Consider the following 23,876-nt stretch of genomic DNA (forward strand, 5'->3'; position numbering starts at 1 on the left):
TGCTTCATGCTGCCCGCACAGCCGGATGCCTCAGTGATGCACGGGTTCTACGCGAGTTTACGAATTGGCCGGCTTGGGCAGATCCGCCACGAGACGCAGCGAGATCGAAAGCTCGTCGAGCTGGAAGTGCGGGCGCAGGAACGCGACCGAACGGTATGAACCGGGGCGGCCCGGAATCTCCGCAACCTGGATCGACGCTTCGCGCAGCGGGAACTGGGCCTTCTGCTCCTGCGAGGCGTTGTCGTCGAGCAGCACGTACTGCGAAATCCAGCGGTTCAGGAACACCTCGACATTCTGCGCCGATGCGAAGCTGCCGATCTTGTCGCGCATCATCGCCTTCAGGTAGTGCGCCACGCGCGAAACCGAGAAAATGTACTGAAGCTGGGCGGAGAGCACGGCGTTCGCATTGGCGCTGTCGGTGCTGTACTTCTTCGCCTTCTGGGTCGACTGCGCGGCGAAAAACGCGGCGTAGTCGGAATTCTTGCAATGCACGAGCGGGATGAAGCCGAGGTCGCTCAGCTCCTTCTCGCGGCGGTCGGTCACCGCGATCTCGGTCGGGCACTTGAGCGCGACCTCTCCGTCGTCGGTCTTGAACGTGTGGGTGGGCAGGTCCTGCACGAGGCCGCCGCCTTCCACGCCGCGGATTGCCGCGCACCAGCCGTACTCGTCGAACGCGGCCGTCAGGCGCGCCGCAAAAGCCCAGGCAGCGTTGCACCAGAGGTACTTGCCGTGATCAGTGCCGTCCACGTCCTCGACGAAGTTGAAGCCCTCCGCCGTGGCGCCGTCCTTCGGATTGAACGGCAGGCGGCCGAGAAAGCGCGGCAGCGTGAGGCCCACATAGCGCGAATCCTCGGAGTCGCGGAACGACTTCCACTTCGCGTATTCGACGGTGTCGAACACCTTGCCGAGGTCACGCGGCTTGCCGAGATCGGCAAACGATTCGAGGCCCATCAACTCGGGCGACGCCGATGCGATGAACGGCGCGTGCGCTGCCGCCGCGACATGCGACATCTGCTCGATGAAGTACATGTCCTCGGGCTGGCGCGTGATTTCGTAGTCGCCGATCAGCGTGCCGAACGGCGCGCCGCCGAAGGTGCCAAACTCTTCTTCATAGACCTTCTTGAAGAGCGCGCTCTGGTCGAATTCGACGGCCGTCTTGAAGTCGCGCACGACGTCGCGCTTGGGCGCGTGCAGTGCCTTGATCTTGATGGTCTGGCCGGTGTTGCTTTCCTTGCACAGGTATTCGAGGCCGCGCCAAGTGCTTTCGAGGCGCTGGAATTCCGGCGCGTGCATCACGGCGCTGAGCTGGTCCGAAATCAGGCGGTCGAGCTCGGCCACGCGGGCGTCGATGGTGGCCGAAAGATTGTTGGAGACGACCACGGTGCCGTCGAGCACCTGATGCACGAGCTCGCCGATCAGATCCTTCGCGCGTGCGTGCTCCGAATCGGACTTGGCGACCTTGCTCTTTTCGACGATGTCGTCGAGCAACGACGGCGAGGATTCGCCCTGCGCCGCTTCTTGCAATTGCTGAGCGGCTGCGCTTTGCTGGTTCATGTCTTACCCCCGCCTCATTCGCCCTTGGGCTCGTCGTCCGACGAGCGCTTGCCCGCGTTCTCCGCAAGCGCCTGCAGTTGCTGCGTATTGGAAAGCACTTCGCTCAGCAGGTCTTCGAGCTTGTCGTTGCCGGCAAGCTTGTTGCGCAGGTCCGCGAGCTTCGAGCGCGCCTCGAGCAGGCGCCGCAGCGGCTCGACCTGGGCGACGACTTCGTCCGGGTTGAAATCGGCCATCGACTTGAAGTGCAGATCGACGGCGAACTTGCCGCCCTCGCCGCTCAGGCGGTTTTCCACCTGATACACGGCGCGCGGCTCGATGCCCTTCATCACATCGTCGAAATTATCGCGGTCGATATTGATGAACTTGCGCTCGCGCAGCTTCGGCTGCTCGATTTCCGATTGACCGGCCAGATCGCCCATCACCCCGACGACGAACGGCAGTTCTTTCACTTCGATCGCGTCGCCACGCTCGACCTCGTAGGTCAGCTGGACGCGCGGCGGCCGCACCTTCCCCAAGCGCTTCTGAATGCTTTCTTTCTTTGCCATCGACGGCTCCCTGCTTCCGTTTTGACCTTCGTTATGGCCTGCGTGTGGCCTTGCTAGCGAGTGGCGTTGCCGCTCACCGCCGCTGCCGCCTAGCGCAGCGCGCTGAACGGGTCCGCGCCGTTGCCGGTCGCCTTGCCGTTCGCCGTTGCCGTGGGCGCAACGGCCGGCGTGGACGGCGTCTGCGCCGGCGCGGCAGCGGCATCCGCCGCATCCGTGGTCTTGGGCGCCGCCTTCGCGACGTGGCGCACGTAGCGCTTCTTCTTCACGGCCGTCTTCGCGCTCTGATCGGGCGGGAACAGCGCGTCTTCGCCGAGCGTGTCGCGCAGCTCCTTGGCGAGCGCCTGGGCGTCCGTCTTCGCATCGCCTTGCAGCGACGCGTCCTGGCGCAGCTCGCCGAGCGACTGCGTGGCCACGCGCAGGCCCGCCACGGCGAGCACGCTCTTCGCGCCGCGGTCGGTCTGGTCGCGCTGCAGCGCTTCCTGCGCGGCGACGATCGCCTGGCCGTAATGCTGCTGCTGGAACTGGATCTGCGCGATGCGCGACCACGGCTCCTCACGCGTGGGATCGGCGGCGGCGAGCTTCTGATAAGCCGCAATGGCCTGGTCCTGGTTGCCGCCCTTCGAAAGCGTGTCGGCATCCGCGAGCGCCTTGTTGAAGGCCTCCGGCGATGTCGAGAGAGTATTGCTCTGGGAAGCGCAGCCGGCGACGATGACACCGCAAGCGATCACAACCCCCGTTAGCTTCGAAAAAACCCGCTTTTTCATCGTTCTTTCACCGCCGTTAGACCGGTTAATTTTTTAATTCAGAGACAGGAGTTTTACTTATCCCCCAGCGCGCCGTATAGTACAGGCCAATTTTCTTAATTTCAAGATGACTTAACCTTGTTTTAAAAGCGCCAGAAATAGCGTGCGGGCTAAAGCACTGCATCCGCGGATAAATGGCGAGCGGACCAAGGAAGAAATACCGACAGGATCATTGAAAGCAGCGGCGCGAGAAGGAAAAATTTCCTGTTTCATTAAATAAATGAACGCACCACGGGGACGGTTAATGCCTGCGCAATGCGCCTCGCATTACCCGAGCCAAGACATATTAACGTAGCTGGAGAGCACGGGTCCGAGCGCCCGCGATAAAAATGACTGCGCGCATTATTCAATTCGCATCGAATGCGGTTGCACTGTGTGCCGCTGCCGCCTTGCTGGGTGGCTGTGCGGCGGCAGTGCCCGCGATTGGGAGCGCGGCCTCGGCCGCTCTGCAGTTCGCGGGCATCGGCAAGCCCGACGTGCCGGACAGCCAGAAGCCGCCGCGCGATCTGGGTGTCACGCTCTATGCGGCGCGCAACCTGAACGCGGCCAACGACAACAAGCCGCTCGCTTTAGTAGTGCGCCTCTACACGCTGAAAGACCCGACTTCGTTCGAGCAGGCGCCTTTTGATACCTTTACCGATCCCGCGAAAGAAAAAACCACGCTGGGCGCCGACTTGCTGAGCGTGCGTGAAATCACACTGATCCCTGGGCAGCGCTATAACGCGACGGAGAAGGTCTCGCGCGAAGCGCAGGCGTTCGGGATCGTCGCGCTCTTCCGGGACCCGGCAATGGAGCGTTGGAAGTTCGCATTTGACCCGGCGAAATCGGAGAAATCCGGCATAATGGTCGGCCTGCACAACTGTGCCATGACCGTTACGAGCGGCACGGTAATTCCGTCCGGTGCGGGGCAGTCGGCGCAAGCGCTCAATCTGCTCTCGTCGGTAACTTGTGGATAAATCGCCGCGCGCGACGATTTAAAGCGGGCCAGAAGCAACGGGAATGCTGCTGCAATAGCGCTGCAATTGAACCGTGATAGAAGCGAACCACTTTAACCAATCCAGTCCATCGGCATGCGCAGGCCCGATCGACGCATAACGCTGAATCAACATGAGCTATTCCTCGAAAGTGCTATGGGGGGAAGGCCTCTTTCTCAGGCCTCAGCACTTCCAGCGGCAAGACGCCTATCACGAAGCGCGGCTCTTCGAGTCGATCCAGGCCATCCAGCCATATAACTGGGGGGTGCGCTCGATCCGCGTCGATCACGATTCGCTCGGCAGCAACATCCTGCGCCTGAACGAGCTCTCGCTCGTGTTTCCCGACGGCACGCTGTACTCCGCGCCGCAGGCCGACAGCCTGCCGCTGTCCGTCGCGCTCGATGCGCTGCCCGAAGGCATCAACGAATTCACGTTCTATCTTGCGCTGCATCAGGTACGCGAAAACGGCTCGAACTACTCGAGCGATCGCGACGCCGGCTTCGTCGCGCGCTATGTCAGCGATCAGGCCAGCGTGTCCGACCACTATACGGACGCCGCGCTGGCCGACGTCACGTTCCTCAAGAGCAATGTGAAGCTCGTCGCGCACACCGAGCCGCGCGATCAGCTGCTCGCGGTGCCGGTGCTGCGCGTGCGGCGCACGGCGTCCTCGGGCTTCGAGGCCGACGAGAGCTTCGTGCCGCCCTGTCTCGCGATCGAGGCGTCGCCGCTCCTGCATCAGCGTCTGCGCCGGCTGATCGATGCCTTGCAGGCCAAGGTCAACGCGCTCTACGGCTTCCATCGCGAGCCCACCAAGAACATCATCGAATTCCGTTCGGGTGACATCGCCTCGTTCTGGCTGCTGCATACGGCGAGCGGCGCGTTCGCGACGCTCGCGCATCTGTACCAGCACGCGGCGCTGCATCCCGAGCGGCTCTTCCAGGAGCTGTTGCGCCTCGCCGGCCAGTTGCTCACGTTCTCGAAGAACCATACGCTCGCCGACCTGCCCGGCTATCGCCACGACGAACCGGGCCCCGGCTTCGCGCGCCTCGACACCATCCTGCGCGATCTGCTCGAGACCGTGATCTCCACGCAGTACTTCGCGATCGCGCTCGAGGAAGTGCGGGCGTCGTTCCATATCGGGCGCCTCGATTCCGGCAAGATCGACGAGAAGACCACGTTCTATCTGGCCGTTTCCGCCGACATGCCCGCGGTCGATCTGGTCGAAGCCGTGCCCGCGCGTTTCAAAGTGGGCGCCCCCGACGACGTCGACAAGCTCGTGCTCTCCGCCATGCCCGGCGTGCGCCTCGTCTACACGCCGCAGGTGCCGCCGGCCATTCCGGTACGCCCGGGCGCGTGCTACTTCGCGCTGGAGTCGCGCAGCGCGCTCTATGACCGCATGATCCAGGCGCAGTCGGCCATGGTCTATACGCCCTCGGGCATCAACGATCTCAAACTCGAACTCATCGCGGTGACGTCATGACGAACGCGCCTTCCCTGTTCGGCGGCGTGACACCGCCGCCTTCCGCGTCGCCCACGCCGGCCATGCCGGCAAGCGAGCCCGCGTACCAGGTCCGCTCGCTGCTCGACTTGCTATACGACGGTTTCTTCATGCTGTTCCTGTTGAAGAACGGCCGCGAGCCCGGCGACGCGACGGAATTCGGCGCGCGCGTGCAGCAGTTTCTCGGCGATTTCGAGCGCGGCGCGAAGAAGCTCAATATCGCGGCGGAAGACGTTTATGCCGCGAAATTCGCGTTCTGCGCGGCCATCGACGAGTCGGTGCTCTCCTCGAAGTTCAAGATCCGCTCGGACTGGGAGCGCCGGCCGTTGCAGCTCACGCTGTTCGGCGAGCAGCTCGCCGGCGAGAAGTTCTTCCAGTATCTGGAGGAATGCCGTGCGCAGGGCGCGGCGCGCCTGCAGTCGCTCGAGGTCTTTCACATGTGTCTGCTGCTGGGCTTCCAGGGCAAGTACATGCTCGAGGGGCCCGAGAAGCTCGCGTATCTCACGGCGCGCATCGGCGACGAAATCGCTCACATGAAGGGCAAGCGCGCGGCGTTCGCGCCGCACTGGCCGCTGCCCGATCTCGTCGCGCACCGCCTCAAGCGCGAAGTGCCGCTCTGGACCATCGGCGCCGTGTTCGCGCTGGTCGGCATACTCGCGTGGCTGGGCCTCAACACCTGGCTGCGTGACAGCACCGTGCGCACGCTCGCGCCTTATACGAACATCGTCAAGCTCGGGCCGCAATCGGCCAATCTCACGATCTCACTGCCCTGATGATCCGGATGCGCCATGCCTGCAAGGCTGGCGCGTTTCGTCGGTTGGGTCTTCGCATTCAGGCTTGAACCTACACGCGAGCGCTCGCGTTCAAGCCGCATCGCCGTGCACCGCCACCACGCGGTCGCGGCCCGCCACCTTCGCGCGATAAAGACTCGCGTCCGCTTGCTTGAGCCATGCGGCGTAATCGGGCATCGTCTCGTCGCATTGCGCGACGCCGATGCTTACCGTGCATGGACACGCCGTGCCCGCCTCCTGCGCCTTCATGCGCACCGACGCCGCAAAGCGCTCGGCCACCGCGCGCGCCTCAGCCAGCGTCGCGCCCGGCAACACGATGCCGAACTCCTCGCCGCCGTAACGCCCGATGCTGTCGCCCACCCGAAAGTGCTCGCGCAGCAGCGCCGCGAAGGCCTGCAGCACCGCGTCGCCGGCCGGGTGGCCGCGCGTGTCGTTGACGCTCTTGAAGTGATCGAGATCGATGAGCAGCAGCGACGACGCATAGTGCGCCGAACGGCACCGCTCGAATTCTTCGGCGAGCAGGTCTTCCCAGTGGCGGCGATTGAGCAGGCCTGTGAGACCGTCGATGCGGCTCAGGCGTTCGAGCGTGCGCGTCTGCTCGGCCAGCTTCTTCGAAGTGCGATACGTGCTCCAGCCGAGCGCAAGCGGATAGACGATGAGGAACGGCAGGCACGCGAGCATCGTCGGCATGCGCGTGTCCGGTTCGAACGCAAAACCGAGCACCAGCAGTCCGAGCGCGAATCCCACGAGATGCGCGGCGACGCCGCGCATGAAGAGCCTGGCGCCGCCCGCCGCGATGTTGTCCATGCTGAGCATCGCGAGGATCAGCACGCTCGGCAGCAGGTTGAAGCGCATCGCGACCACCCACAGGCCGCCCAGTGCCGAGTCGACCATCAGATTGACGCGCTCGCCGCGATACGGCACGGCCCACGCATGCGCGGCACGGCGTGCCACGTGTGGCCAGATGAAGCCATGGAATACGAGCAGTGCCCAGAGCAGCGTGCCGCGCCCCTGCTGCACGAACACCGAAGCCACGCAGAAGAACCCGAGCCCGAGGCCCGCCATGCGCAAGCGCCAGATGCGCTCGACGAAACGTTTGCCCTTGCCGGTCATCGGGTCCGTGCTGGATGCCATCCTGTGGGTCTCGCGCGTCCCGCTGCTCTATACGGGATCGAAGTGACGAATACGTGAAATCAGCAGTGAACGAATGGGACCATTGTGCCATCTGCCAGGCGCAATGGCGTGGCGTATCGCTGCGGATGTGCCGCAACGCCCTCGACGCACGCCAATCGATGAACAGCGCCGCTCGATCTGCGCATATGCACGGTTGCGGCGCGTGTGGGTGGAGAGTGCATATGCGCAGATCGAGCGGCGCCGCCCGTCTTGCACGATGCCGATGACATCGCGATGAATCGCGAGCGGTTCTCTTGCGCTGCCCAGCGTTCTTACCAACCGTTACAGAAGCGACGCCATGGTTTCACCTATCCGCGCCGAGCCTTCCTAGAATTCATCAGACCGTTGCGCGGCGCGCTCGCACAGCGGTCTCAAACGAAGCCCGCGCAGTCCATGCGTACCGCATCCCGCCAGGGCCTCGTTTGTGCAATCGATAAATCACGTAGAAAGGAGTTCGTATGTCCCGCCTCTCGCTTGCTTCGCTTGCCACTGCATCCGCCGCCGGCCTTCTCGTGCTCTCGCTGGGCGCTCACGCCCAGACCGCGGCGCCTGCCGGCACCAACGCCGCCACCGCCAATGCGACCACGGCCGCCACGACCAACGCGCCCGCCGCCGGTGCCGCAGACAAGCTGCATGAAGCCGACAAGAGCTTCATCGCAGACGGCACGCAGACCGTCGCCACGCAACGCGACGCCGCGCGCATTGCCGATTCGCGCTCTTCCGACCGCGAAGTGAAGGCTTTCGCGGAGCAGATCGTCGCCGACTACACGAAGCTCTCGAACTCGATGCGCGCCGCGAGCCCGCGCGGCGTGGACGTGCCGCGCAACGACCCGGACACGGCCACGCTCGACGGCATCAAGAATCTGCGTGGCGCCGATTTCGACAAGGCCTATATCGAGCAGGTGGCGCTGGCTGGCCAGCAAAAGACGCTTTCAGCCTTCCAGGCGGAAATCGCCTCGGGCCGCGATGCGGGTCTGAAGAAGGCCGCGAGCGAAGGCCTGCCGGTGATCCAGGCGGACATCGCCAAGGCGAAGGAACTGGCGCAGCGCAAGCATATGGCCAGCTAATCTGTCGACAGCGCAGACGGAAGCGGGCGCGATCTCCCTGTCACAGAGGGAGCGCGCCCGCTTGATTCACTCTTGCGGATGCTCGTGCGCGGCCGTCACGAGCCGTTCCATACGGCGGTCCGGCACGAGCCACAGCAGCGCCACCGCCACGAAGAATAGCGCGCCGATATGCGGCCACCCGGCCGCCGCCAGCCCCATCCCCAGCACGTACCCCACCACCGAAGCCTTGCCCTTCATGTCGTGGCCCAGCGCCCGCGCGAGCGCGCTTTGCGTGCCGTGATGGCGCACCAGCGTGCCTTGCAACGCGACGTAGGCGACCGCGCAGAGCAGCAGATTCAGGCCGTAGAGCACGGTAGGCCAGCGCCCGAAGTGGTTCTCCCCCATCCATCCCGTGCTGAACGGCAGCAGCGAGAGCCAGAACAGCAGATGCAGGTTCGCCCACAGCACGGTGCCGTTCACGCTGCTGGAAGCGTGCAGCATGTGATGGTGGTTGTTCCAGTAGATGCCGACATACACGAAGCTCAGAATGTAGCTGAGCACCGTGGGCCACAACGGCAGGAGCGCCGCGATATCTTCGCCGTGCGGCACCTTGAGTTCCAGCACCATGATGGTGATGATGATGGCGAGCACGCCATCGCTGAACGCTTCGAGTCGGTTCTTGTTCATCGGCCTGGTTGTTCGCGGGTCGGGTAAAACTGGCGCCAGTATGGCCGAAAGCGCCCACCGACGCCATGCCGGGCACGAGCACGAGCGCGCTGCGCACAGCCGCGTTACAGTGCAATCAAAGCCGCGCCAACACGCTCGCTCCCTACGCTCGCCGCAATACAGAGGAATGCCATGGATACCGGACCGGACGCCTCGCCCTCGCCCACCGCCGCGCTCACGCGCCGCGTGCGTGTCTGGGATCTGCCCGTAAGGCTCTTCCACTGGCTCGCCGTGATGCTCGTGGCGCTCGCCTATGTCTCGCAGCGGATGAACTGGATGCAGTTGCACGTGCGCGCGGGCGAGACGCTGCTCGCGCTCGTGCTGTTCCGTTTGCTGTGGGGCTGCTTCGGCAGCGAAACCGCGCGCTTCACGCGCTTCATCGCGACGCCCGCTGCGGCGTGGCGGCATTTGCGCGGTCTGGCGCGGCGCGAGCCCGACGTGCAGGTTGGCCACAACGCGGCGGGCGGCTGGATGGTGCTGTTTCTGCTCGCACTGCTGCTCGTCGAGACGCTCTCCGGCCTCTACGACAACAACGATATCGCCGACGAAGGCCCGCTCTCCGAGATCGTCCCGGCCGCCGTCGCGAACGCGATCATGGCCATCCACGCCTGGGGATGGGACCTGCTGGCCGGCGCCGTCGTGCTGCACGTGTGCGCGATCGCGGTCTATGCGCTCCTCAAGGGCCACAATCTGCTCGGCCCGATGGTGACGGGCGCCAAGCGCCTGCCCGCGGCCGTGCGCGCGCCGCGGCGCGCGTCGCTCTGGCTCGCGGCGCTGCTGCTGGCTTTATCCGCGCTCGTGACAGCGCTCCTTTCCGCGTATCTGTGAGCGTGGGCGCCAGTTCGCCACAATGTTGACCGCCGTGTCACGCACGGCGCACGGCGCTTGACGTAAAATCTACCGCTCCCACCACCCCAACCGACCAGACAGCAGATGGCTACCTACCTCGAATTGCTCGCCGAAAAACGCGCGCTGGACGCGCGCATCGAAGCGTTGCGCGCCGAGGCGGCTCAAGACGCGCTCGCGGCCGCCCGTGCCGCCATCGCCGAATTCGGCTTCACGGCGGAAGACCTGTTCGGCAAGCCGCGCCAGCAAAAAGGCACGCGGGGCGCGCAGCGCAGGCCCAAGGACGCGCAAGACAGCGCCGCGGCGTCGGCCGCCGATCAGGCAAACTTCGATCTGTTCGGCGACGCTGCCGGGCACTGATCCGCGCGGATTTACTGCGCACCCAGCTTCTTGATGAGCGCGTCGAGCTGCGCGATTTCCTCTTCGTCGAGGTCGGTGAGCGGCGCGCGCACCGGGCCCGCGTCGCGGCCCACGAGCTTCGCGCCCGCCTTCACGATGCTCACCGCGTAGCCGGCGCGGCGATTGCGGATCTGCAGATACGGCAGGAAGAACTCGTCGATGAGCTTGCCGACGGTGGCGTGATCGTCCGCGGCAATCGCGCGGTAAAAGTCCATCGCCGTCTTCGGAATGAAGTTGAACACCGCCGACGAGTACACAGGCACGCCCAGCGCCTTGTAGGCCGCCGCATAGACTTCCGCCGTGGGCAGGCCGCCGAGGTACGAGAAGCGCTCGCCCAAACGCCGGCGGATCGTCACCATGGCTTCGATGTCGCCCACGCCATCCTTGAAGCCGATGAGGTTCTCGCAGCGGTCCGCCAGCTGTTCGAGCATGTCGGCGCTGAGTTTCGAATTCGCGCGATTGTAGACGATCACGCCCATCTTCGGCACGGCCTTGCAGACCTGCTCGACGTGCGCCGCAATGCCTTCCTGCGAGGCTTCCGTGAGGTAATGCGGCATCAGCAGAATGCCTTGCGCGCCGTTGCGCTCCGCTTCCTGCGCGTACTCGATCGCCACGCGCGTCGCGCCGCCCGCGCCCGCGAGAATCGGCACCTTGCCCTTGCAGGTTTCCGTCGCGGTCTTGATCACCTGGGAGTACTCGCTTTTCGTGAGCGAGAAGAATTCGCCGGTGCCGCCCGCCGCGAACAGCGCGCTCGCGCCGTAAGGAGCAAGCCATTCGAGGCGCTCGGCGTAGGTGTCGGCGCGGAAGTTGCCCTCTGCATCGAAATCGGTGACGGGGAACGAAAGCAGGCCCTCGGAAACGATTTGCTTGAGCTCTTGCGGCGTGGTCATGGTCTTGATCCTGTGATGAAGTCGGTAAAGGTGTTCAGTCGATGGCGTGGCGTTCGAGCTGCGCTCAGCGCACGAGGCACGGGCGCTTGTTGTCGAACTTCCAGTTGGGAATGAGGTATTGCATGGCGATCGCGTCGTCGCGAGCGCCCAGGCCGTGCTGCTGATAGAGCGCGTGCGCCTTCTCCAGTTCTTCCAGGTCGATCTCGATGCCGAGGCCCGGCTTGTGCGGCACCTGCACCTTGCCGCCCATGATCTGCAGCGGCTCGCGCGTGAGGCGCTGGCCGTCCTGCCAGATCCAGTGCGTGTCGATCGCGGTGATCTTTCCGGGCGCCGCGGCGGCCACGTGCGTGAACATCGCGAGCGAGATGTCGAAGTGGTTGTTCGAATGCGAACCCCACGTGAGGCCCCAGTCGTTGCATATCTGCGCGACGCGCACCGAGCCCTGCATGGTCCAGAAGTGCGGGTCCGCGAGCGGAATGTCCACCGATTGCAACTGGATCGCGTGGCCCATCTGACGCCAGTCGGTGGCGATCATGTTGGTGGCCGTGGGCAGGCCCGTCGCGCGGCGGAACTCGGCCATCACTTCGCGGCCCGAGTAGCCGTTTTCCGCGCCGCAGGGGTCTTCCGCGTAGGCGAGCACGTCGTGCTTGTCGCGACACAGGCGGATCGCTTCAGCGAGCGACCACGCACCGTTGGGGTCTAGCGTCACGCGCGCCTGCGGGAAGCGCTCGGCCAGCGCCGTGACGGCCTCCATTTCCGCCTCGCCCGCCAGCACCCCGCCCTTGAGCTTGAAGTCGTTGAAGCCGTAGCGCTGTTGCGCGGCCTCGGCCAGACGCACGACGGCTTCGGGCGTCATCGCGGCTTCGGTGCGCAGGCGCTCCCAGTCGTCGCGACCATCGGCGCCGCTCGCGTACGGCAAATCCGTCTTGTTGCGGTCGCCGATGAAGAACAGATAGCCGAGCATCTCCACTTCGCTGCGCTGCTGCCCTTCGCCCAGCAGTGCCGCAACAGGCACGTTCAGATGCTGGCCGAGCAGGTCGAGCAGCGCGGCCTCGAGCGCGGTCACGGCGTGGATCGTCGTGCGCAGGTCGAAGGTCTGCAGGCCGCGGCCGCCTGCGTCGCGATCGGCGAACTGCTTGCGCACCGTGTTGAGCACCGCTTGCAGATTGCCGATCGACTGGCCGACCACGAACGCACGCGCATCGTCGAGCGTCTTGCGGATCGACTCGCCGCCCGGCACTTCGCCCACACCCGTGTTGCCCGCGCTGTCACGCAGCAGCACGACGTTGCGCGTGAAGAACGGGCCGTGCGCGCCGGAGAGATTCATCAGCATGCTGTCGCGGCCCGCAACGGGCACGACGCGCAGTTCGGTCACGACCGGCGTGGCGCTCGACGTGACATTCGGCTTGCCGTTCGGCTGGACGTTCTGTGTAGACATGGAAGCATGACCTCAATAAATGCGGCGCACTGCGCCTGACGATTCCGATAATCAGGATGCCTGATGAGCATCCACTGCATCCGCGCCATCTTGCGCGGCGACGATTTCGACCCAGTTCGCGCCCTGCCCGCCCGCGCAGCGCGCCGCGAGCGCGAGCGCGCCGCTTTGCGCATCGACGCGATAGAGCGAGACGTGCGGCGACTTCTCTCCGCACGCGACGAGGAAGCGCCCGCTCGGGTCGAGGCGAAAGCCACGCGGCTGCGTTTCGGTCTCGACCGAGCTCACCGGTTCGAGCGTGCCGTCCTGCGCGACGCGCAGCGTCAGCAGCCGGCTCGAGGTGCGCTCCGAGGCGTAGACGAAGCGGCCATCGGGCGAGCCATGGATGTCGGCGGCCCAGACGAGCCTGGCGAGCACCGCCGGATCGGGCTGCACCGGATGCGTAGCGTTCGGGCGCGCGAAGCCATCGTTCAGATGCGCGAGTTCGTTGGCGCGCGGCGAAACGCCAAGAGGCGTCAGTTGACCCGTGGCGGCGTCGCGCGCGAATGCGGCCACCGTTGCGCGGAATTCGCTCAGGACGTAGAGCACGTCGCCTTGCGGCGAAAAGCGCAGATGGCGCGGGCCGAAGCCCTTCTCCAGATCCACCGTGCCGATGGCGCGCAATCCGTCCGTCTCGTCCAGTGCGAAACAAAATACCCGGTCGCTGCCGAGCGACGAGACATAGGCGTAGCGGCCGTCGTCGGAGACGATGACGCAGTGCGCATGCTCGATGCCGTCGACGACTTGCACGGGCACGCCGCGGCCGTGCTCGACCTCATCGACGCGATAAAGGCTCAGCCGATGCTCGCCATACGACGCGCCCAGCAGAAAGTGGCCGCCCGCCTCGGCGCAGAGATACGCGAGGCTCGATTCGATCGGCGTGCGGGTCTCGAGCACGAGTGCACCGCTGCGCGGATCGATTGCATACACGAGGATCTGCTTGCGTTCGCCGCGCGTGGCCGCATAGAGACGGCGCCGGTCCGGCGCAAGCGCCAGCGGCATCACGGCTTCGTCGGCGCTCACGCGCGCGTGCGGCGTGAGGGTGCCGCGCGCGGCGTCGAGATGGAGCACGGCGATCTCGCCGTCGTGCGCGTTCGAGACATAGACGAAGTAGCGCTCGTGCATGGGATCGTGGGCCGGCTGGTGCATGTTCTATAGGCTCCTGAATTATTGTGCGTACGCGTGCATGAATTCGTATGCGTTCACTGCGCGCTGCCGTGCGCCGGCGCCTCGGCAAAGGCGCGGAGCGAAGGCGTGTTGCGCGCGAGGAACGCGACGGCGGCGGCGATCAGCGACGTCACGCCAAGGCCGTAGAGTCCGCCCGTGATCGAGCCCGTGTGCTGCTGCAAATAGCCGAAGGTGGCCGGGGCAAAGAAGCCGCCCAGGTTGCCAATCGAATTGATGAGCGCGATCACGGCGGCGGCCACGCGGGTGTCGAGATAGCCCTGCGGGAGCGGCCAGAACAGCGACGAAGCCGCCTTGAAGCCGATGGCCGAAAAGCAGATCGCGACGAACGAGAACACCGGGTCCGCCGAAGTCGAGGCAAACAGGCCGCACGCGGCAATCACGAGCGCAACGGCGAGCCACGCCTGTTGGAAACGGTATTTCGCCGAGAGCAGCGCGAAGCAGTACATCGCGACGATGGCGATCATCCACGGAATCGTGTTGTACAGGCCCACCTGGAAGTCGGTGAGGCCGCCCATCTTGCGGATGATGGTGGGCAGCCAGAAGGTGGCCGCGTAGATCGTCAGCTGGATCGCGAAATAGAGGAAGCAGAACAGCACGATCTGCGGGTCGCGCAACAGCCGCATGACCGGCACGTGCGCGCCCGTTGCGGCCTCGCGCTCGGCCTGCTCGCTCGCCATGCAGGTTTCGAGCGCGGTCTGCTCGGCGGCGGAGAGCCAGTGCGCGTCGCGGATGCGCGACTTCAGCATCAGCCAGCTCGCGCCGCACAGCGCGACGGAGAACGCGCCTTCGATCAGGAACATCCACTGCCAGCCCGAGAGGCCCAGCCCGCGCACCGAAAGCAGCGCGCCCGTGACCGGGCCGGAGAGCACCGAGGCGAACGCCGAGCCCGCGAGAAAGATCGCCACGGCCTTGCCGCGCTCCTTCTGCGGCAGCCACTGCGCGAAGTAATAGACGACGCCGGGAAAGAAGCCCGCTTCCGCGATGCCGAGCAAGAAACGCAGCACGTAGAACGAGGTGTCGTTGTGCACGAAGGCCATGCTCGCCGCGACGATGCCCCACGTGCCCATGATGCGCGTGAGCCAGGCGCGCGCACCGAACTTCTGCATCAGGATGTTGGACGGCACCTCGAAGATCGCGTAGCCGACGAAGAACAACCCCGCGCCCAGGCCATACGCCGCCGCCGAAAGACCGATATCGGCCTTCATGTGCGCGCCGACGAAGCCGACGTTCACGCGGTCGATGTAGTTCGCGATGAACATGATCAGGAACAGTGGCAACACGTGCCGCTTGACCTTGGCGCTGGCGGAATCCAGCAGGTCTTCGTAGCGGGTGGCGGAAGTGGACATCGGGGTTGTCTCCAGTTTGGCGCCCTGGCCGGTGGCTCGGCATCGACAAAACGCATCGTGGTACGTTGTCTGATGACATTTTAGCGATGTTGTACGATCACTCCAACATGGTGTTTACCCTTTCATAGACCGGCAAAAGCGCTTTAACACCGCAAATTATGGACCTAAAGGCACCTTACGCCATGACGGGATTGTCTCGCGATCGTCTTATGTTGTACGATGACATATATCGCGTAACGAAACCAGGAGGCAACATGCAAATCACCGGCGAAATGCTGATCGGGGGCCGCGCGGTGCGCGGCTCGGACAAGCCGCTGCTGGCCTACAACCCATCGACCGACGCGGACATCCCTGCTCCGGTGTTCGGCAGCGGCACCGTCGAAGACGTGGTGCAGGCCTGCGCGCTGGCCGCCGCGGCCTTCGATGCTTACCGAGGCCTGCCGCTCGCCGTGCGCGCGTCGTTCCTCGAGCGCATCGCCGACGGCATCGCGGCGCTAGGCGACGCGCTCACGGAGCGCGCGCACGCGGAGACGGGCCTGCCGAAGGCGCGCCTCGAAGGCGAGCGCGCCCGCACCGTGGGCCAGCTGCGCCTGTTCGCGCAGGAAGTCCGCCAGGGCCTGTGGCTAGGCGCGACGCTCGACTCCGCCCTGCCCGAGCGCAAGCCGCTGCCGCGCGCCGACTTGCGCCTGCAGAAGATCGCGGTCGGGCCGGTCGCCGTGTTCGGCGCGAGCAACTTCCCGCTCGCGTTCTCGGTGGCCGGCGGCGACACCGCGGCCGCGCTCGCGGCGGGCTGCCCGGTGGTCGTGAAGGCGCATGGCGCGCACCTGGGCACCTCGGAGATGGTCGGCCGCGTGATCCAGCAGGCCGTCAAGGACATGGGGCTGCCCGAAGGCGTGTTCTCGCTGATCGTCGGCGCGGGGCGCACCGTGGGCGAGGCGCTCGTTGCGCATCCGGCCATCAAGGCCGTGGGCTTCACCGGCTCGCGCGCGGGCGGCACCGCGCTCATGCAGATCGCCGCGCAGCGACCCGAGCCGATTCCCGTCTACGCGGAAATGAGCAGTATCAATCCGGTGTTCCTGTTGCCGGAGGCGCTCGCGACGCGCGGCGCGGCCATCGCCCAGGGTTTCGTCGATTCGCTCACACTGGGCGCGGGCCAGTTCTGCACGAACCCGGGGCTCGTGATCGCCGTGGACAGCCCCGCGCTGGCGCCGTTCGTCGCAGCCGCCCAGACGGCGCTCGCCGGCAAGCCCGCGCAAACCATGCTGACGGCCGGCATCCACGCGGCTTATGAACAGGGCGCGCGGCGTCTCGCCGAAACGCCGGGCGTGCAGGCGTGCGCGCAGGGTCAACCGGAGCGCGGCCCGAACGAGGCGTGCGCCGCACTCTTCGTGACCGACGCGAAGACCTTCCTCGCGCAGCACGCACTCGAGGACGAAGTGTTCGGGCCGGCCTCGACGCTGGTGCGCTGCGCGGACGAGGCGGAGCTGCTCGCGGTGGCGGAGCACTTCGCGGGCCAGCTCACCGCCACGATCCAGATGGAGCGCGACGACCTGCCCGCCGCGAAGCGCCTCGTGACTATCCTCGAGCGCAAGGCGGGCCGCCTGCTCGTGAACGGCTTCCCGACCGGCGTGGAAGTGGCGCACGCGATGGTCCATGGCGGACCGTTCCCGGCTACCTCCGATAGCCGCGCGACCTCGGTGGGCACGAGTGCGATCGAGCGCTTCCTGCGCCCGGTCTGCTATCAGGACTTTCCGGCTGAGCTGCTGCCTGAGGCGCTCGCGGATGCGAATCCGCTTGGGCTCTGGCGGCGCAGGGATGGGGAGGTTGTGCGGGGGTGATGGATCGGCGCGCTGACCGACTATGTCGGTCGGCGCGTCGTTTGTCGCCGTGAGCGAAACAATATCGCTCTTGTCTTATCAAGCCCCCTCCCCCGCTGCCGCCGCGCGCCTCAACCGCTCCCTGCTGCTCGACAGATGCATGCGCATCGCCGCGCGCGCGCTTTCGGAATCGTGCCTCGCGATGGCTTCAAAAATGCTCTCATGCTCGCGATTCACGAGTTCGGCATAGGCCTTCGGATCGCTATGCGCGATACCGGCCGAATCGATGCGATGACGCGGAATCAGTGCCGCCCCCATCTGCGTGAGGATGTCGACGAAATAGCGGTTGCCGGTCGCGCGCGCCACCGAGACATGGAACTGCAGATCGGCGTCGGCGCTATCACCGCCTGAGCGCGTGGCGACCGAGATCGCATCGAGCGCCGTGCGGATATTCGCGAGGTCGCGCTCGCTCGCGCGCTGCGCGGCGAGCCCGGCGCACTCCGTTTCGAGGCTGATGCGCAACTCGAGCACCGAGAGCAGGTCGTTGAGCGTGCTCGCCGGCACGACCTCGAGATCGAGCGGCTCGCGGCGCGGCTCCAGCACGAAGCTGCCGATGCCATGACGCGTCTCGATCACCGACATCGCCTGCAGCCGCGAGATGGCCTCGCGCACCACGGTGCGGCTCACGCCTAGCGTGCCCATGAGACTGCTTTCGGTCGGCAGCTTGTCGCCGGGCTTGAGCATGCGCGAAGCGATCTGCTCGTTGATGTAGTTGACGGCCTGCTCGGCAAGATTGCGGGTGCGGGTGGGTATGGGCGCGGCGCTCGAATCGGCCATCGTCCCCTCCTTGGGATGCGAATTTCGTTTCATTATACGTCGTCGGACAACTGCACGCCCCGTCGTCGAATCGCTCGCGCCAGCGCCGCTTCGCATGACTCCAGCGCACGACCGAAGACATCGGACAACCGGGTCGGCCAACATGATTGACGGCGTGCGCACGATGAGCGGAATCGTTACCGGACAAAAGCGCATGGCCGCGCCAATTGATTCGGATTCCGTATTGATCGATGCAAACCGCGTTTGATCCTCAATATGCATGCGTTAGCAAACGTCCTTATTTAAGGCCGAATCGAAAAAAACGCTGCGGACAATTTGTACACGTTCAACTCGACAGCTCGCGTTTTTCCACGATAATGTGCTCCAGAAGATGCGTGCCGGAACGCGGTCGCCACGCTGCGCCTACAAGGCGCAGCCCACGAGCGAGCCCATCACCGCGCCGGACGACGCCTCAACTGATACCGAATCGCATCGCGCTTGTGCCGTCCCTGCCGTCCACAATCCGCAACGAGGGAATCATTGAGAAACCGCATCGTCCGCGTTGTCCTCTGTGCCCTTGCGCTCGCGCTGCCGTGCGCCGCGCCCTTCGCGGCGCCACCCGCGGAGCGCGCGCCTGACACCATGCAGGCCCGCGTGATGGGCTGCGCCGCGTGTCACGGCGCACACGGCGAAGGCACCGACAACGACTACTTCCCGCGCCTCGCCGGCAAGCCCGCCGGCTATCTCTACAACCAGCTCATCGCGTTTCGCGACGGCGGCCGCAGCTACCCGCCGATGAACTATCTGCTCGCGTATCTGCCCGATGCCTATCTGAAGCAGATCGCCGAATTCTTCGCGCAAGAGCATCCGCCCTATCCGCCGCCCGCCACGCCCAAGGTCGATGCGGCCACGCTCGCGCTCGGCAAGTCGCTCGTCATGAACGGCGAGGCCAGCCGCAAGGTGCCCGCCTGCGCGGCCTGCCACGGCGCCTCGCTGACCGGCATGCAGCCCGCCATTCCGGGCCTCGTGGGCCTGCATGCCGACTACATCAGCGCGCAACTGGGCGCGTTCCGCTACGGCACGCGCCGCGCCGCCAGCCCGGACTGCATGCACGACATCGCTTCGCTGCTCTCCGAGCGCGACATCACGGCCATCGCCGCCTGGCTCGCCGCGCAGCCCGCGCCGGCCAATCCGATGCCCGCTGCGCCCTCGCCCTTGCCGCTCGCGTGCGGCAGCGTCCCCCACTAGCCGAGGCCTCGACGTGCGCAAACTTCGATCCCTCATCCCGACGATGCCGGCCCCCGCGCTGGCGCCAACACGTGCGAAGCGTTTCGCCCGCGCCCTGACGCTGGGCGCCGCGCTCTGGTGCGCGGGCGCCGCGCTCACGCAGGCGCAAACCGGCGCGCCCACCGCCAATGCCGCGGATGCGGCCGCCGCAGCCGCAGCGGCGGCATCGGCCAACGCCAAGCCCGTGGCGAGCAATGCCGAGCAACTCGTGCGCGGCGAGTATCTCGCGCGCGCCGGCGACTGCATCGCCTGCCATACCGTGCCTTCGCAGCAGATGTTCGGCGGCGGCCGGCCGATGGAAACGCCGTTCGGCACGCTCTATACGCCGAATATCTCGTCGGACAAGGAATACGGCATCGGCGCGTGGAGCGCCGACGAGTTCTATCGCATGCTGCATGAAGGCAAATCGCGCGACGGCACGCTGCTCTATCCCGCGATGCCGTTCGCTTCGTACACCAAGGTCACGCGCGCCGACTCCGACGCGATCTACACGTATCTGCTGTCGACGCCGCCCGTGCATCAGCCCAATCGCGCGCATACGCTGCGCTTTCCGTACAACCAGCGTCAGCTCCTGCTCGGCTGGCGCGCGCTGTTCTTCCGTGCGGGTGAGTTCAAGCCCGATCCGAAGCAGTCGGTGGAATGGAACCGCGGCGCGTATCTGGTCGAGGGCCTCGGGCACTGCACGATGTGCCACACGGAGATCAACGCGCTCGGCGGCAACACGGCTTCGAAGGAGTTCCAGGGCGGCCTGATCCCGCTGCAGAACTGGTACGCGCCTTCGCTCACCTCGAACAAGGAGGCGGGACTCGGCGACTGGAGCATCGACGATATCGTCGATCTGCTGCACGCCGGCGTGTCCAATCGCGGCGCCGTGTACGGGCCGATGGCCGAAGTCGTCTACGACAGCTTCCAGTACCTCACCGAAGACGACGTGCGCGCCGTGGCCGTCTATCTGAAGTCGCTACCCGGCCACACCAACGAAGTCGACAAGTCGCCCAAGAGCCAGTTCGTGACCGAGGAAGCCAACCGTCTCGCGCCGCTCGGCAAGAAGATCTACGAGGCGCAGTGCGCGGAATGCCATGCCGCCGAAGGCCAGGGAAAGCTGCCGCATTTCCCGCCGCTCGCGAACAACCAGTCGATCCAGATGAACTCGGCGGTGAACCCCATCCGCATGGTGCTCAACGGCGGCTATGCGCCAGGCACGAAGAAGAACCCGATGCCGTACGGCATGCCGCCGTTCGCGCAATTGCTCTCCGACGAGGAAATCGCCGCCGTGGTCACCTATATCCGCACGGCATGGGGCAATCACGGCACGCCGATTTCCGCGCAGGAAGTGAATGCGCTGCGCTCGGCGCCGCTTTTCTGAGCTGTGGCTGCGAAGTTTTCAAACCGAGTTTCAAACAGCGTTTCAACCCGAGGCCGCGATGATCGAGACTCCCGTTCCGCAACAGCCCGGTGAGCCCCCGCAGCACGAGCAGGTCGACGAGATCGTGCGCCGCGGGCCGCACGGCGCGCTCGCGCTCGCCGGCATTGCCACGGCCATCGTGGCCGCGATCTGGTTTGCGTTCTATTTCTGGGTGTTCCTGCCTCGCGGCGTCATTCAATAAATGCGCCGGCCCTAACCCCTCACTCCATCCTCGCGCCAACCGCCCTCATGTCCACGCATCCAACCGATCCCCATGGCAGCGCCGAAGTCGCCGCGCGCGTGGAGCGCCGCTGGGCCACGCTCATGGTGGCGCTCGTTCTCGTGCTGGTGGCGATGGTGATCTTCACCGGCCTGCACTGGTCGATGATGCCGCCTTCGCGCGTCGAGATCATCGACCCGCGAACGCTGCACGTCTCGGGCGAATTCGTCGAAACGAATCTGGGCAGCGCGCTCGAGCCGGACGGCTCCGTCACGGTGCGCGTGCTCGCGCAGCAGTACTCGTTCACGCCGCAATGCATCGTCGTGCCGGCGGGCGTGCCCATCACCTTCCGCGCCACCAGCGCCGACGTCGTGCACGGCTTTCTCGTGACCGACACGAACCTCAATTCGATGGTCGAGCCGGGCTACGTCTCCACCTTCCGCACGACCTTCGAGCAGACCGGCGATCACCTCATGCCGTGCCACGAGTATTGCGGCACGGGTCATCAGGGCATGTGGGCGCACGTGAAGGTCGTCGATCGCGATGCATTCATGCAGATGGCGGCCCTTCCGGAGAACCAATCGCGGAGACTGAGCTGTGTTAAATAACAAGCGACTCGTGCTCGCCCACTTCTGGCTCGCCTTCATCCTGTTCGGCGTCGCGCTGCTGCTTGGCGCGTGGCAGATGCTCGTGCGCAGCCCGCTGCATCCGTGGCTGCACGACCCCGAGCTCTACTACCGCTCGGTGACCGAGCACGGCACCGTGATGGGCTACGCGTTCCCCACGCTCATCGCCATGGGCTTCGGCTACGCGGTCAGCGAGCTCGCGCTCAAGCGGCCGCTCGTGGGCGTGCGCTGGGCATGGCTCGGCTTCATCCTGCTCGCGCTCGGCGCGGTGACCGCATCCGTGCCCGTCGCGCTCGGCCGCGCCTCGGTGCTCTACACCTTCTATCCGCCGATGATCGGCAACGTGTTCTATTACATCGGCGTCGTGCTCGTGGTGGTGGGCTCGTGGGTCTGGGTCGCGCTGATGAGCGTGAATCTCGCGGCGTGGCGGCGCGAGAACCGCGGCAAGCCGGTGCCGCTCGCGATGTTCGCGACCACGGCGGGCGCGTATCTGTGGGGCTGGACCGCCGTGGGCGCGGCCATCGAAGTGCTGTTCCAGATCCTGCCCGTCGCGCTCGGCCTGCGCAACACCATCGACGCGGGCCTCGCGCGCGTGTTCTTCTCGTGGACACTGCACGCGATCGTCTACTTCTGGCTCATGCCCGCCTATATCGCCTATTACACGATCATTCCGCGCGCGATCGGCGGCCGCCTCTATAGCGATGCGATGGCGCGCATCTCGTTCATCCTGTTCCTCGTGGTGGCGATGCCCATCGGCCTGCACCACCTCTTCACCGACCCGCAGGTGGGCTCGGGCTTCAAGTTCCTGCAGTCGGTGTTCACGGCGCTCGTGGCCGTGCCCACGCTGCTCACGGTCTTCACGATCTGCGCCTCGGTCGAGATCGCGGGGCGGCTGCGCGGCGGCAAGGGCACCTTCGGCTGGATCGCGAAGCTGCCATGGCAGAACCCGCAGATGCTCGCAGTGGCGTTCTCGTTCGTGATGCTCGGCTTCGGTGGCGCGGGCGGGCTCATCAACATGAGCTACCAGCTCGACCAGCCCATCCACAACACACAATGGGTCACGGGCCACTTTCACCTGATCTACGGCGGCGCGATCGTCATCATGTACTTCGCGATCGCCTACGATCTGTGGCCGCAGCTCACGGGCCGCGCGCTCACCAACTGGCGGCTCATGCGCTGGCAGTTGTGGCTGTGGTTCATCGGCATGATCGTGACGACGTTTCCGTGGCACCTGGTCGGCATTCTCGGCATGCCGCGCCGCATGGCCTACTTCGACTACAGCGACCCCGCGCTGGCCGCGCAGGCGAGCCTCGTGACGATCTCGGCCGTGGGCGGGCTGATTCTCGTGATCTCCGCGATCCTGTTCTTCGTGGTGCTGCTGCAGGGCCATCGCAGCGCCGCACAGGCGCCCGAGGAATACCGCTTCAGCGCGCCGGTGCATGAATCGCCCGTGCTGCCCGCCGCGCTGAACAGCTTCGCGCTGTGGATCGTGCTGATGATCGCCCTCACGATCACCAACTACGGCTACCCCATCGCCCAACTGCTCGCGACACCCAACACGGCCGTGCCCGCGATTCCGATTGGAGCGCCGCGATGAGCGACGAACGCCTGTTCACGTTACGCAATGTGTGGTTCCGCGCGAGCGTGGGCGCGACGATCCTCGTGCTCGTGGTCTCCGCGCTGATCGGCTTCGTCTGGCTGCCTTCGGCGCAAAGCGATCCGCACTTCCAGGGCATCTGGAACGCGATCTGCAGCGCGGCCGGCGTGCCGCGCCAGTGGTATCAGGTGGGCACCCCGATCGCGCCCGGCTACAAGGTGAGCACGGTCGAGCTCACGCCGCACATGTTCGACGACGCCACGAGCCTCTCCATCGGGCGCGGCGCCACGCTCTCGCTGCGCTGCACGATGTGCCACGGCCCGCGCGGCATGAGCGAGGCCAATTCGCCGAATCTCGCGGGGCAGTTCGCGAGCGTGGTGTACAAGGAGCTGCTCGATTTCCAGAGCGGCGCGCGCAAGAGCGCGGTGATGTCGCCAATGGCGCAGAATCTCTCGGATCAGGACATGCGCGACCTCGCGGCCTACTACGCGTCGCTGCCGAGCGCGGCGCGCGTGCGCGGCGATGCGCCTACGATCGTCTCGGAAGGCGCGCCGCTGCGCAATATCCCGGCGTGCGCCGCATGCCACGGCGGCGTCGACCACAAGGTGGGCAGCCCCTGGCTCGACGGCTTGCCGGCGGCCTACACCAAGGCCCAGCTCGCGGCCTTCGCGGACGGCACGCGCCACAACGACATTTCCGAGCAGATGCGCAACATCGCGCGCAACATGACCCCCGAGGAAATCGACGCGGCGGCGGCCTGGTACGCGGGCGGCGCACGCTAGCGCCACGTGCCCATGGCGGCACGCCCGACTCAATCGATTCAATCGATTTAATCGACTCAAGCCGCGCGGGGCG

General features: G+C 65.8%; 23 protein-coding genes. 13 read left to right on the forward strand and 10 right to left on the reverse strand.

Features of this window, described 5'->3' with window-relative positions:
* Positions 1 to 57: 57 nt before the first annotated feature.
* The 3 genes from tssC to E1956_RS19520 form a co-directional block, all read right to left on the reverse strand.
* The gene (gene tssC / locus E1956_RS19510) at positions 58 to 1,554 is read right to left on the reverse strand and encodes a type VI secretion system contractile sheath large subunit (RefSeq protein ID WP_134752076.1); all 1,497 of its coding nucleotides are present in this window, start codon (positions 1,552 to 1,554) and stop codon (positions 58 to 60) included.
* A gap of 14 nt (positions 1,555 to 1,568) precedes the next feature.
* Complete coding sequence (tssB, locus tag E1956_RS19515) at positions 1,569 to 2,099, reverse strand: type VI secretion system contractile sheath small subunit (RefSeq protein WP_133199509.1); 531 nt, start codon at positions 2,097 to 2,099, stop codon at positions 1,569 to 1,571.
* Positions 2,100 to 2,188: 89 nt separating this feature from the next.
* The gene (locus E1956_RS19520; RefSeq protein WP_167760074.1) at positions 2,189 to 2,863 is read right to left on the reverse strand and encodes a tetratricopeptide repeat protein; all 675 of its coding nucleotides are present in this window, start codon (positions 2,861 to 2,863) and stop codon (positions 2,189 to 2,191) included.
* Positions 2,864 to 3,231: 368 nt separating this feature from the next.
* Here E1956_RS19520 and tssJ point away from each other — a divergent pair, with 368 nt between their 5' ends.
* The 3 genes from tssJ (at position 3,232) to icmH (ending at position 6,147) form a co-directional block, all read left to right on the forward strand.
* Entirely contained in the window at positions 3,232 to 3,858 is a 627-nt protein-coding gene (gene tssJ / locus E1956_RS19525) for a type VI secretion system lipoprotein TssJ (protein ID WP_134752078.1), read from the forward strand.
* Positions 3,859 to 4,009: 151 nt separating this feature from the next.
* The gene (tssK, locus tag E1956_RS19530; RefSeq protein ID WP_134752080.1) at positions 4,010 to 5,356 is read left to right on the forward strand and encodes a type VI secretion system baseplate subunit TssK; all 1,347 of its coding nucleotides are present in this window, start codon (positions 4,010 to 4,012) and stop codon (positions 5,354 to 5,356) included.
* A complete protein-coding gene (icmH, locus tag E1956_RS19535; RefSeq protein ID WP_134752081.1) occupies positions 5,353 to 6,147 on the forward strand; it encodes a type IVB secretion system protein IcmH/DotU in 795 nt (264 codons plus the stop codon). The genes tssK and icmH overlap by 4 nt, the downstream gene beginning before the upstream one ends.
* Positions 6,148 to 6,237: 90 nt before the next feature.
* On the opposite strand, the gene E1956_RS19540 is transcribed toward icmH, so the two are convergent.
* Positions 6,238 to 7,299: a diguanylate cyclase gene (locus E1956_RS19540; protein WP_232071734.1), complete on the reverse strand. Its 1,062-nt coding sequence runs from the start codon at positions 7,297 to 7,299 to the stop codon at positions 6,238 to 6,240.
* 497 nt (positions 7,300 to 7,796) lie between these two features.
* Here E1956_RS19540 and E1956_RS19545 point away from each other — a divergent pair, with 497 nt between their 5' ends.
* Positions 7,797 to 8,405: a DUF4142 domain-containing protein gene (locus E1956_RS19545; protein WP_134752083.1), complete on the forward strand. Its 609-nt coding sequence runs from the start codon at positions 7,797 to 7,799 to the stop codon at positions 8,403 to 8,405.
* Between the two features lie 66 nt (positions 8,406 to 8,471).
* Here E1956_RS19545 and E1956_RS19550 read toward each other — a convergent pair whose 3' ends face one another.
* The gene (locus E1956_RS19550) at positions 8,472 to 9,071 is read right to left on the reverse strand and encodes a TMEM175 family protein (RefSeq protein ID WP_134752085.1); all 600 of its coding nucleotides are present in this window, start codon (positions 9,069 to 9,071) and stop codon (positions 8,472 to 8,474) included.
* A gap of 171 nt (positions 9,072 to 9,242) precedes the next feature.
* On the opposite strand from E1956_RS19550, the gene E1956_RS19555 reads away from it, so the two are divergent.
* Entirely contained in the window at positions 9,243 to 9,938 is a 696-nt protein-coding gene (locus tag E1956_RS19555) for a cytochrome b/b6 domain-containing protein (protein ID WP_134752087.1), read from the forward strand.
* 105 nt (positions 9,939 to 10,043) lie between these two features.
* Positions 10,044 to 10,316 (forward strand): H-NS family nucleoid-associated regulatory protein, encoded by a 273-nt coding sequence (locus E1956_RS19560; protein ID WP_134752089.1) that lies wholly within the window; start codon positions 10,044 to 10,046, stop codon positions 10,314 to 10,316.
* Positions 10,317 to 10,327: 11 nt separating this feature from the next.
* On the opposite strand, the gene kdgD is transcribed toward E1956_RS19560, so the two are convergent.
* The 4 genes from kdgD to E1956_RS19580 all read right to left on the reverse strand — a co-directional run bounded on the left by kdgD (position 10,328) and on the right by E1956_RS19580 (position 15,253).
* The gene (kdgD, locus tag E1956_RS19565) at positions 10,328 to 11,245 is read right to left on the reverse strand and encodes a 5-dehydro-4-deoxyglucarate dehydratase (protein WP_134752091.1); all 918 of its coding nucleotides are present in this window, start codon (positions 11,243 to 11,245) and stop codon (positions 10,328 to 10,330) included.
* 64 nt (positions 11,246 to 11,309) lie between these two features.
* The gene (gudD, locus tag E1956_RS19570) at positions 11,310 to 12,683 is read right to left on the reverse strand and encodes a glucarate dehydratase (protein ID WP_134752093.1); all 1,374 of its coding nucleotides are present in this window, start codon (positions 12,681 to 12,683) and stop codon (positions 11,310 to 11,312) included.
* A 51-nt stretch (positions 12,684 to 12,734) separates the two neighbouring features.
* Entirely contained in the window at positions 12,735 to 13,868 is a 1,134-nt protein-coding gene (locus E1956_RS19575) for a lactonase family protein (protein WP_232071736.1), read from the reverse strand.
* A gap of 53 nt (positions 13,869 to 13,921) precedes the next feature.
* Positions 13,922 to 15,253 (reverse strand): MFS transporter, encoded by a 1,332-nt coding sequence (locus E1956_RS19580; protein ID WP_134752095.1) that lies wholly within the window; start codon positions 15,251 to 15,253, stop codon positions 13,922 to 13,924.
* A gap of 254 nt (positions 15,254 to 15,507) precedes the next feature.
* On the opposite strand from E1956_RS19580, the gene E1956_RS19585 reads away from it, so the two are divergent.
* Positions 15,508 to 17,091 carry an aldehyde dehydrogenase (NADP(+)) gene (locus E1956_RS19585; protein WP_134752097.1) on the forward strand — a complete coding sequence of 528 codons (1,584 nt, stop codon included), beginning with the start codon at positions 15,508 to 15,510 and terminating at the stop codon, positions 17,089 to 17,091.
* Between the two features lie 78 nt (positions 17,092 to 17,169).
* Here E1956_RS19585 and E1956_RS19590 read toward each other — a convergent pair whose 3' ends face one another.
* Entirely contained in the window at positions 17,170 to 17,907 is a 738-nt protein-coding gene (locus tag E1956_RS19590) for a FadR/GntR family transcriptional regulator (RefSeq protein ID WP_134752099.1), read from the reverse strand.
* Between the two features lie 621 nt (positions 17,908 to 18,528).
* Between E1956_RS19590 and E1956_RS19595 the strand changes: the two genes are divergently transcribed.
* The 6 genes from E1956_RS19595 to E1956_RS19620 are packed head-to-tail and all read left to right on the forward strand — an operon-like array spanning position 18,529 to position 23,803.
* Positions 18,529 to 19,134 carry a c-type cytochrome gene (locus E1956_RS19595; RefSeq protein ID WP_134754625.1) on the forward strand — a complete coding sequence of 202 codons (606 nt, stop codon included), beginning with the start codon at positions 18,529 to 18,531 and terminating at the stop codon, positions 19,132 to 19,134.
* Between the two features lie 43 nt (positions 19,135 to 19,177).
* Positions 19,178 to 20,539, forward strand: coding sequence for a c-type cytochrome (locus E1956_RS19600; RefSeq protein WP_134754627.1), 1,362 nt, complete (start codon positions 19,178 to 19,180; stop codon positions 20,537 to 20,539).
* A gap of 58 nt (positions 20,540 to 20,597) precedes the next feature.
* Positions 20,598 to 20,780 (forward strand): hypothetical protein, encoded by a 183-nt coding sequence (locus tag E1956_RS19605; protein WP_028220877.1) that lies wholly within the window; start codon positions 20,598 to 20,600, stop codon positions 20,778 to 20,780.
* A 47-nt stretch (positions 20,781 to 20,827) separates the two neighbouring features.
* The gene (locus E1956_RS19610; RefSeq protein ID WP_134752101.1) at positions 20,828 to 21,406 is read left to right on the forward strand and encodes a cupredoxin domain-containing protein; all 579 of its coding nucleotides are present in this window, start codon (positions 20,828 to 20,830) and stop codon (positions 21,404 to 21,406) included.
* Entirely contained in the window at positions 21,396 to 23,021 is a 1,626-nt protein-coding gene (locus E1956_RS19615) for a b(o/a)3-type cytochrome-c oxidase subunit 1 (protein WP_134752103.1), read from the forward strand. Before E1956_RS19610 ends, E1956_RS19615 begins: the two co-directional genes overlap by 11 nt.
* Positions 23,018 to 23,803, forward strand: a complete 786-nt coding sequence (locus tag E1956_RS19620; protein WP_134752105.1) for a c-type cytochrome — start codon at positions 23,018 to 23,020, stop codon at positions 23,801 to 23,803. Before E1956_RS19615 ends, E1956_RS19620 begins: the two co-directional genes overlap by 4 nt.
* Positions 23,804 to 23,876: the final 73 nt, after the last annotated feature.

The organism is Paraburkholderia pallida (assembly GCF_004524855.1).
Classification (GTDB): domain Bacteria; phylum Pseudomonadota; class Gammaproteobacteria; order Burkholderiales; family Burkholderiaceae; genus Paraburkholderia; species Paraburkholderia oxyphila.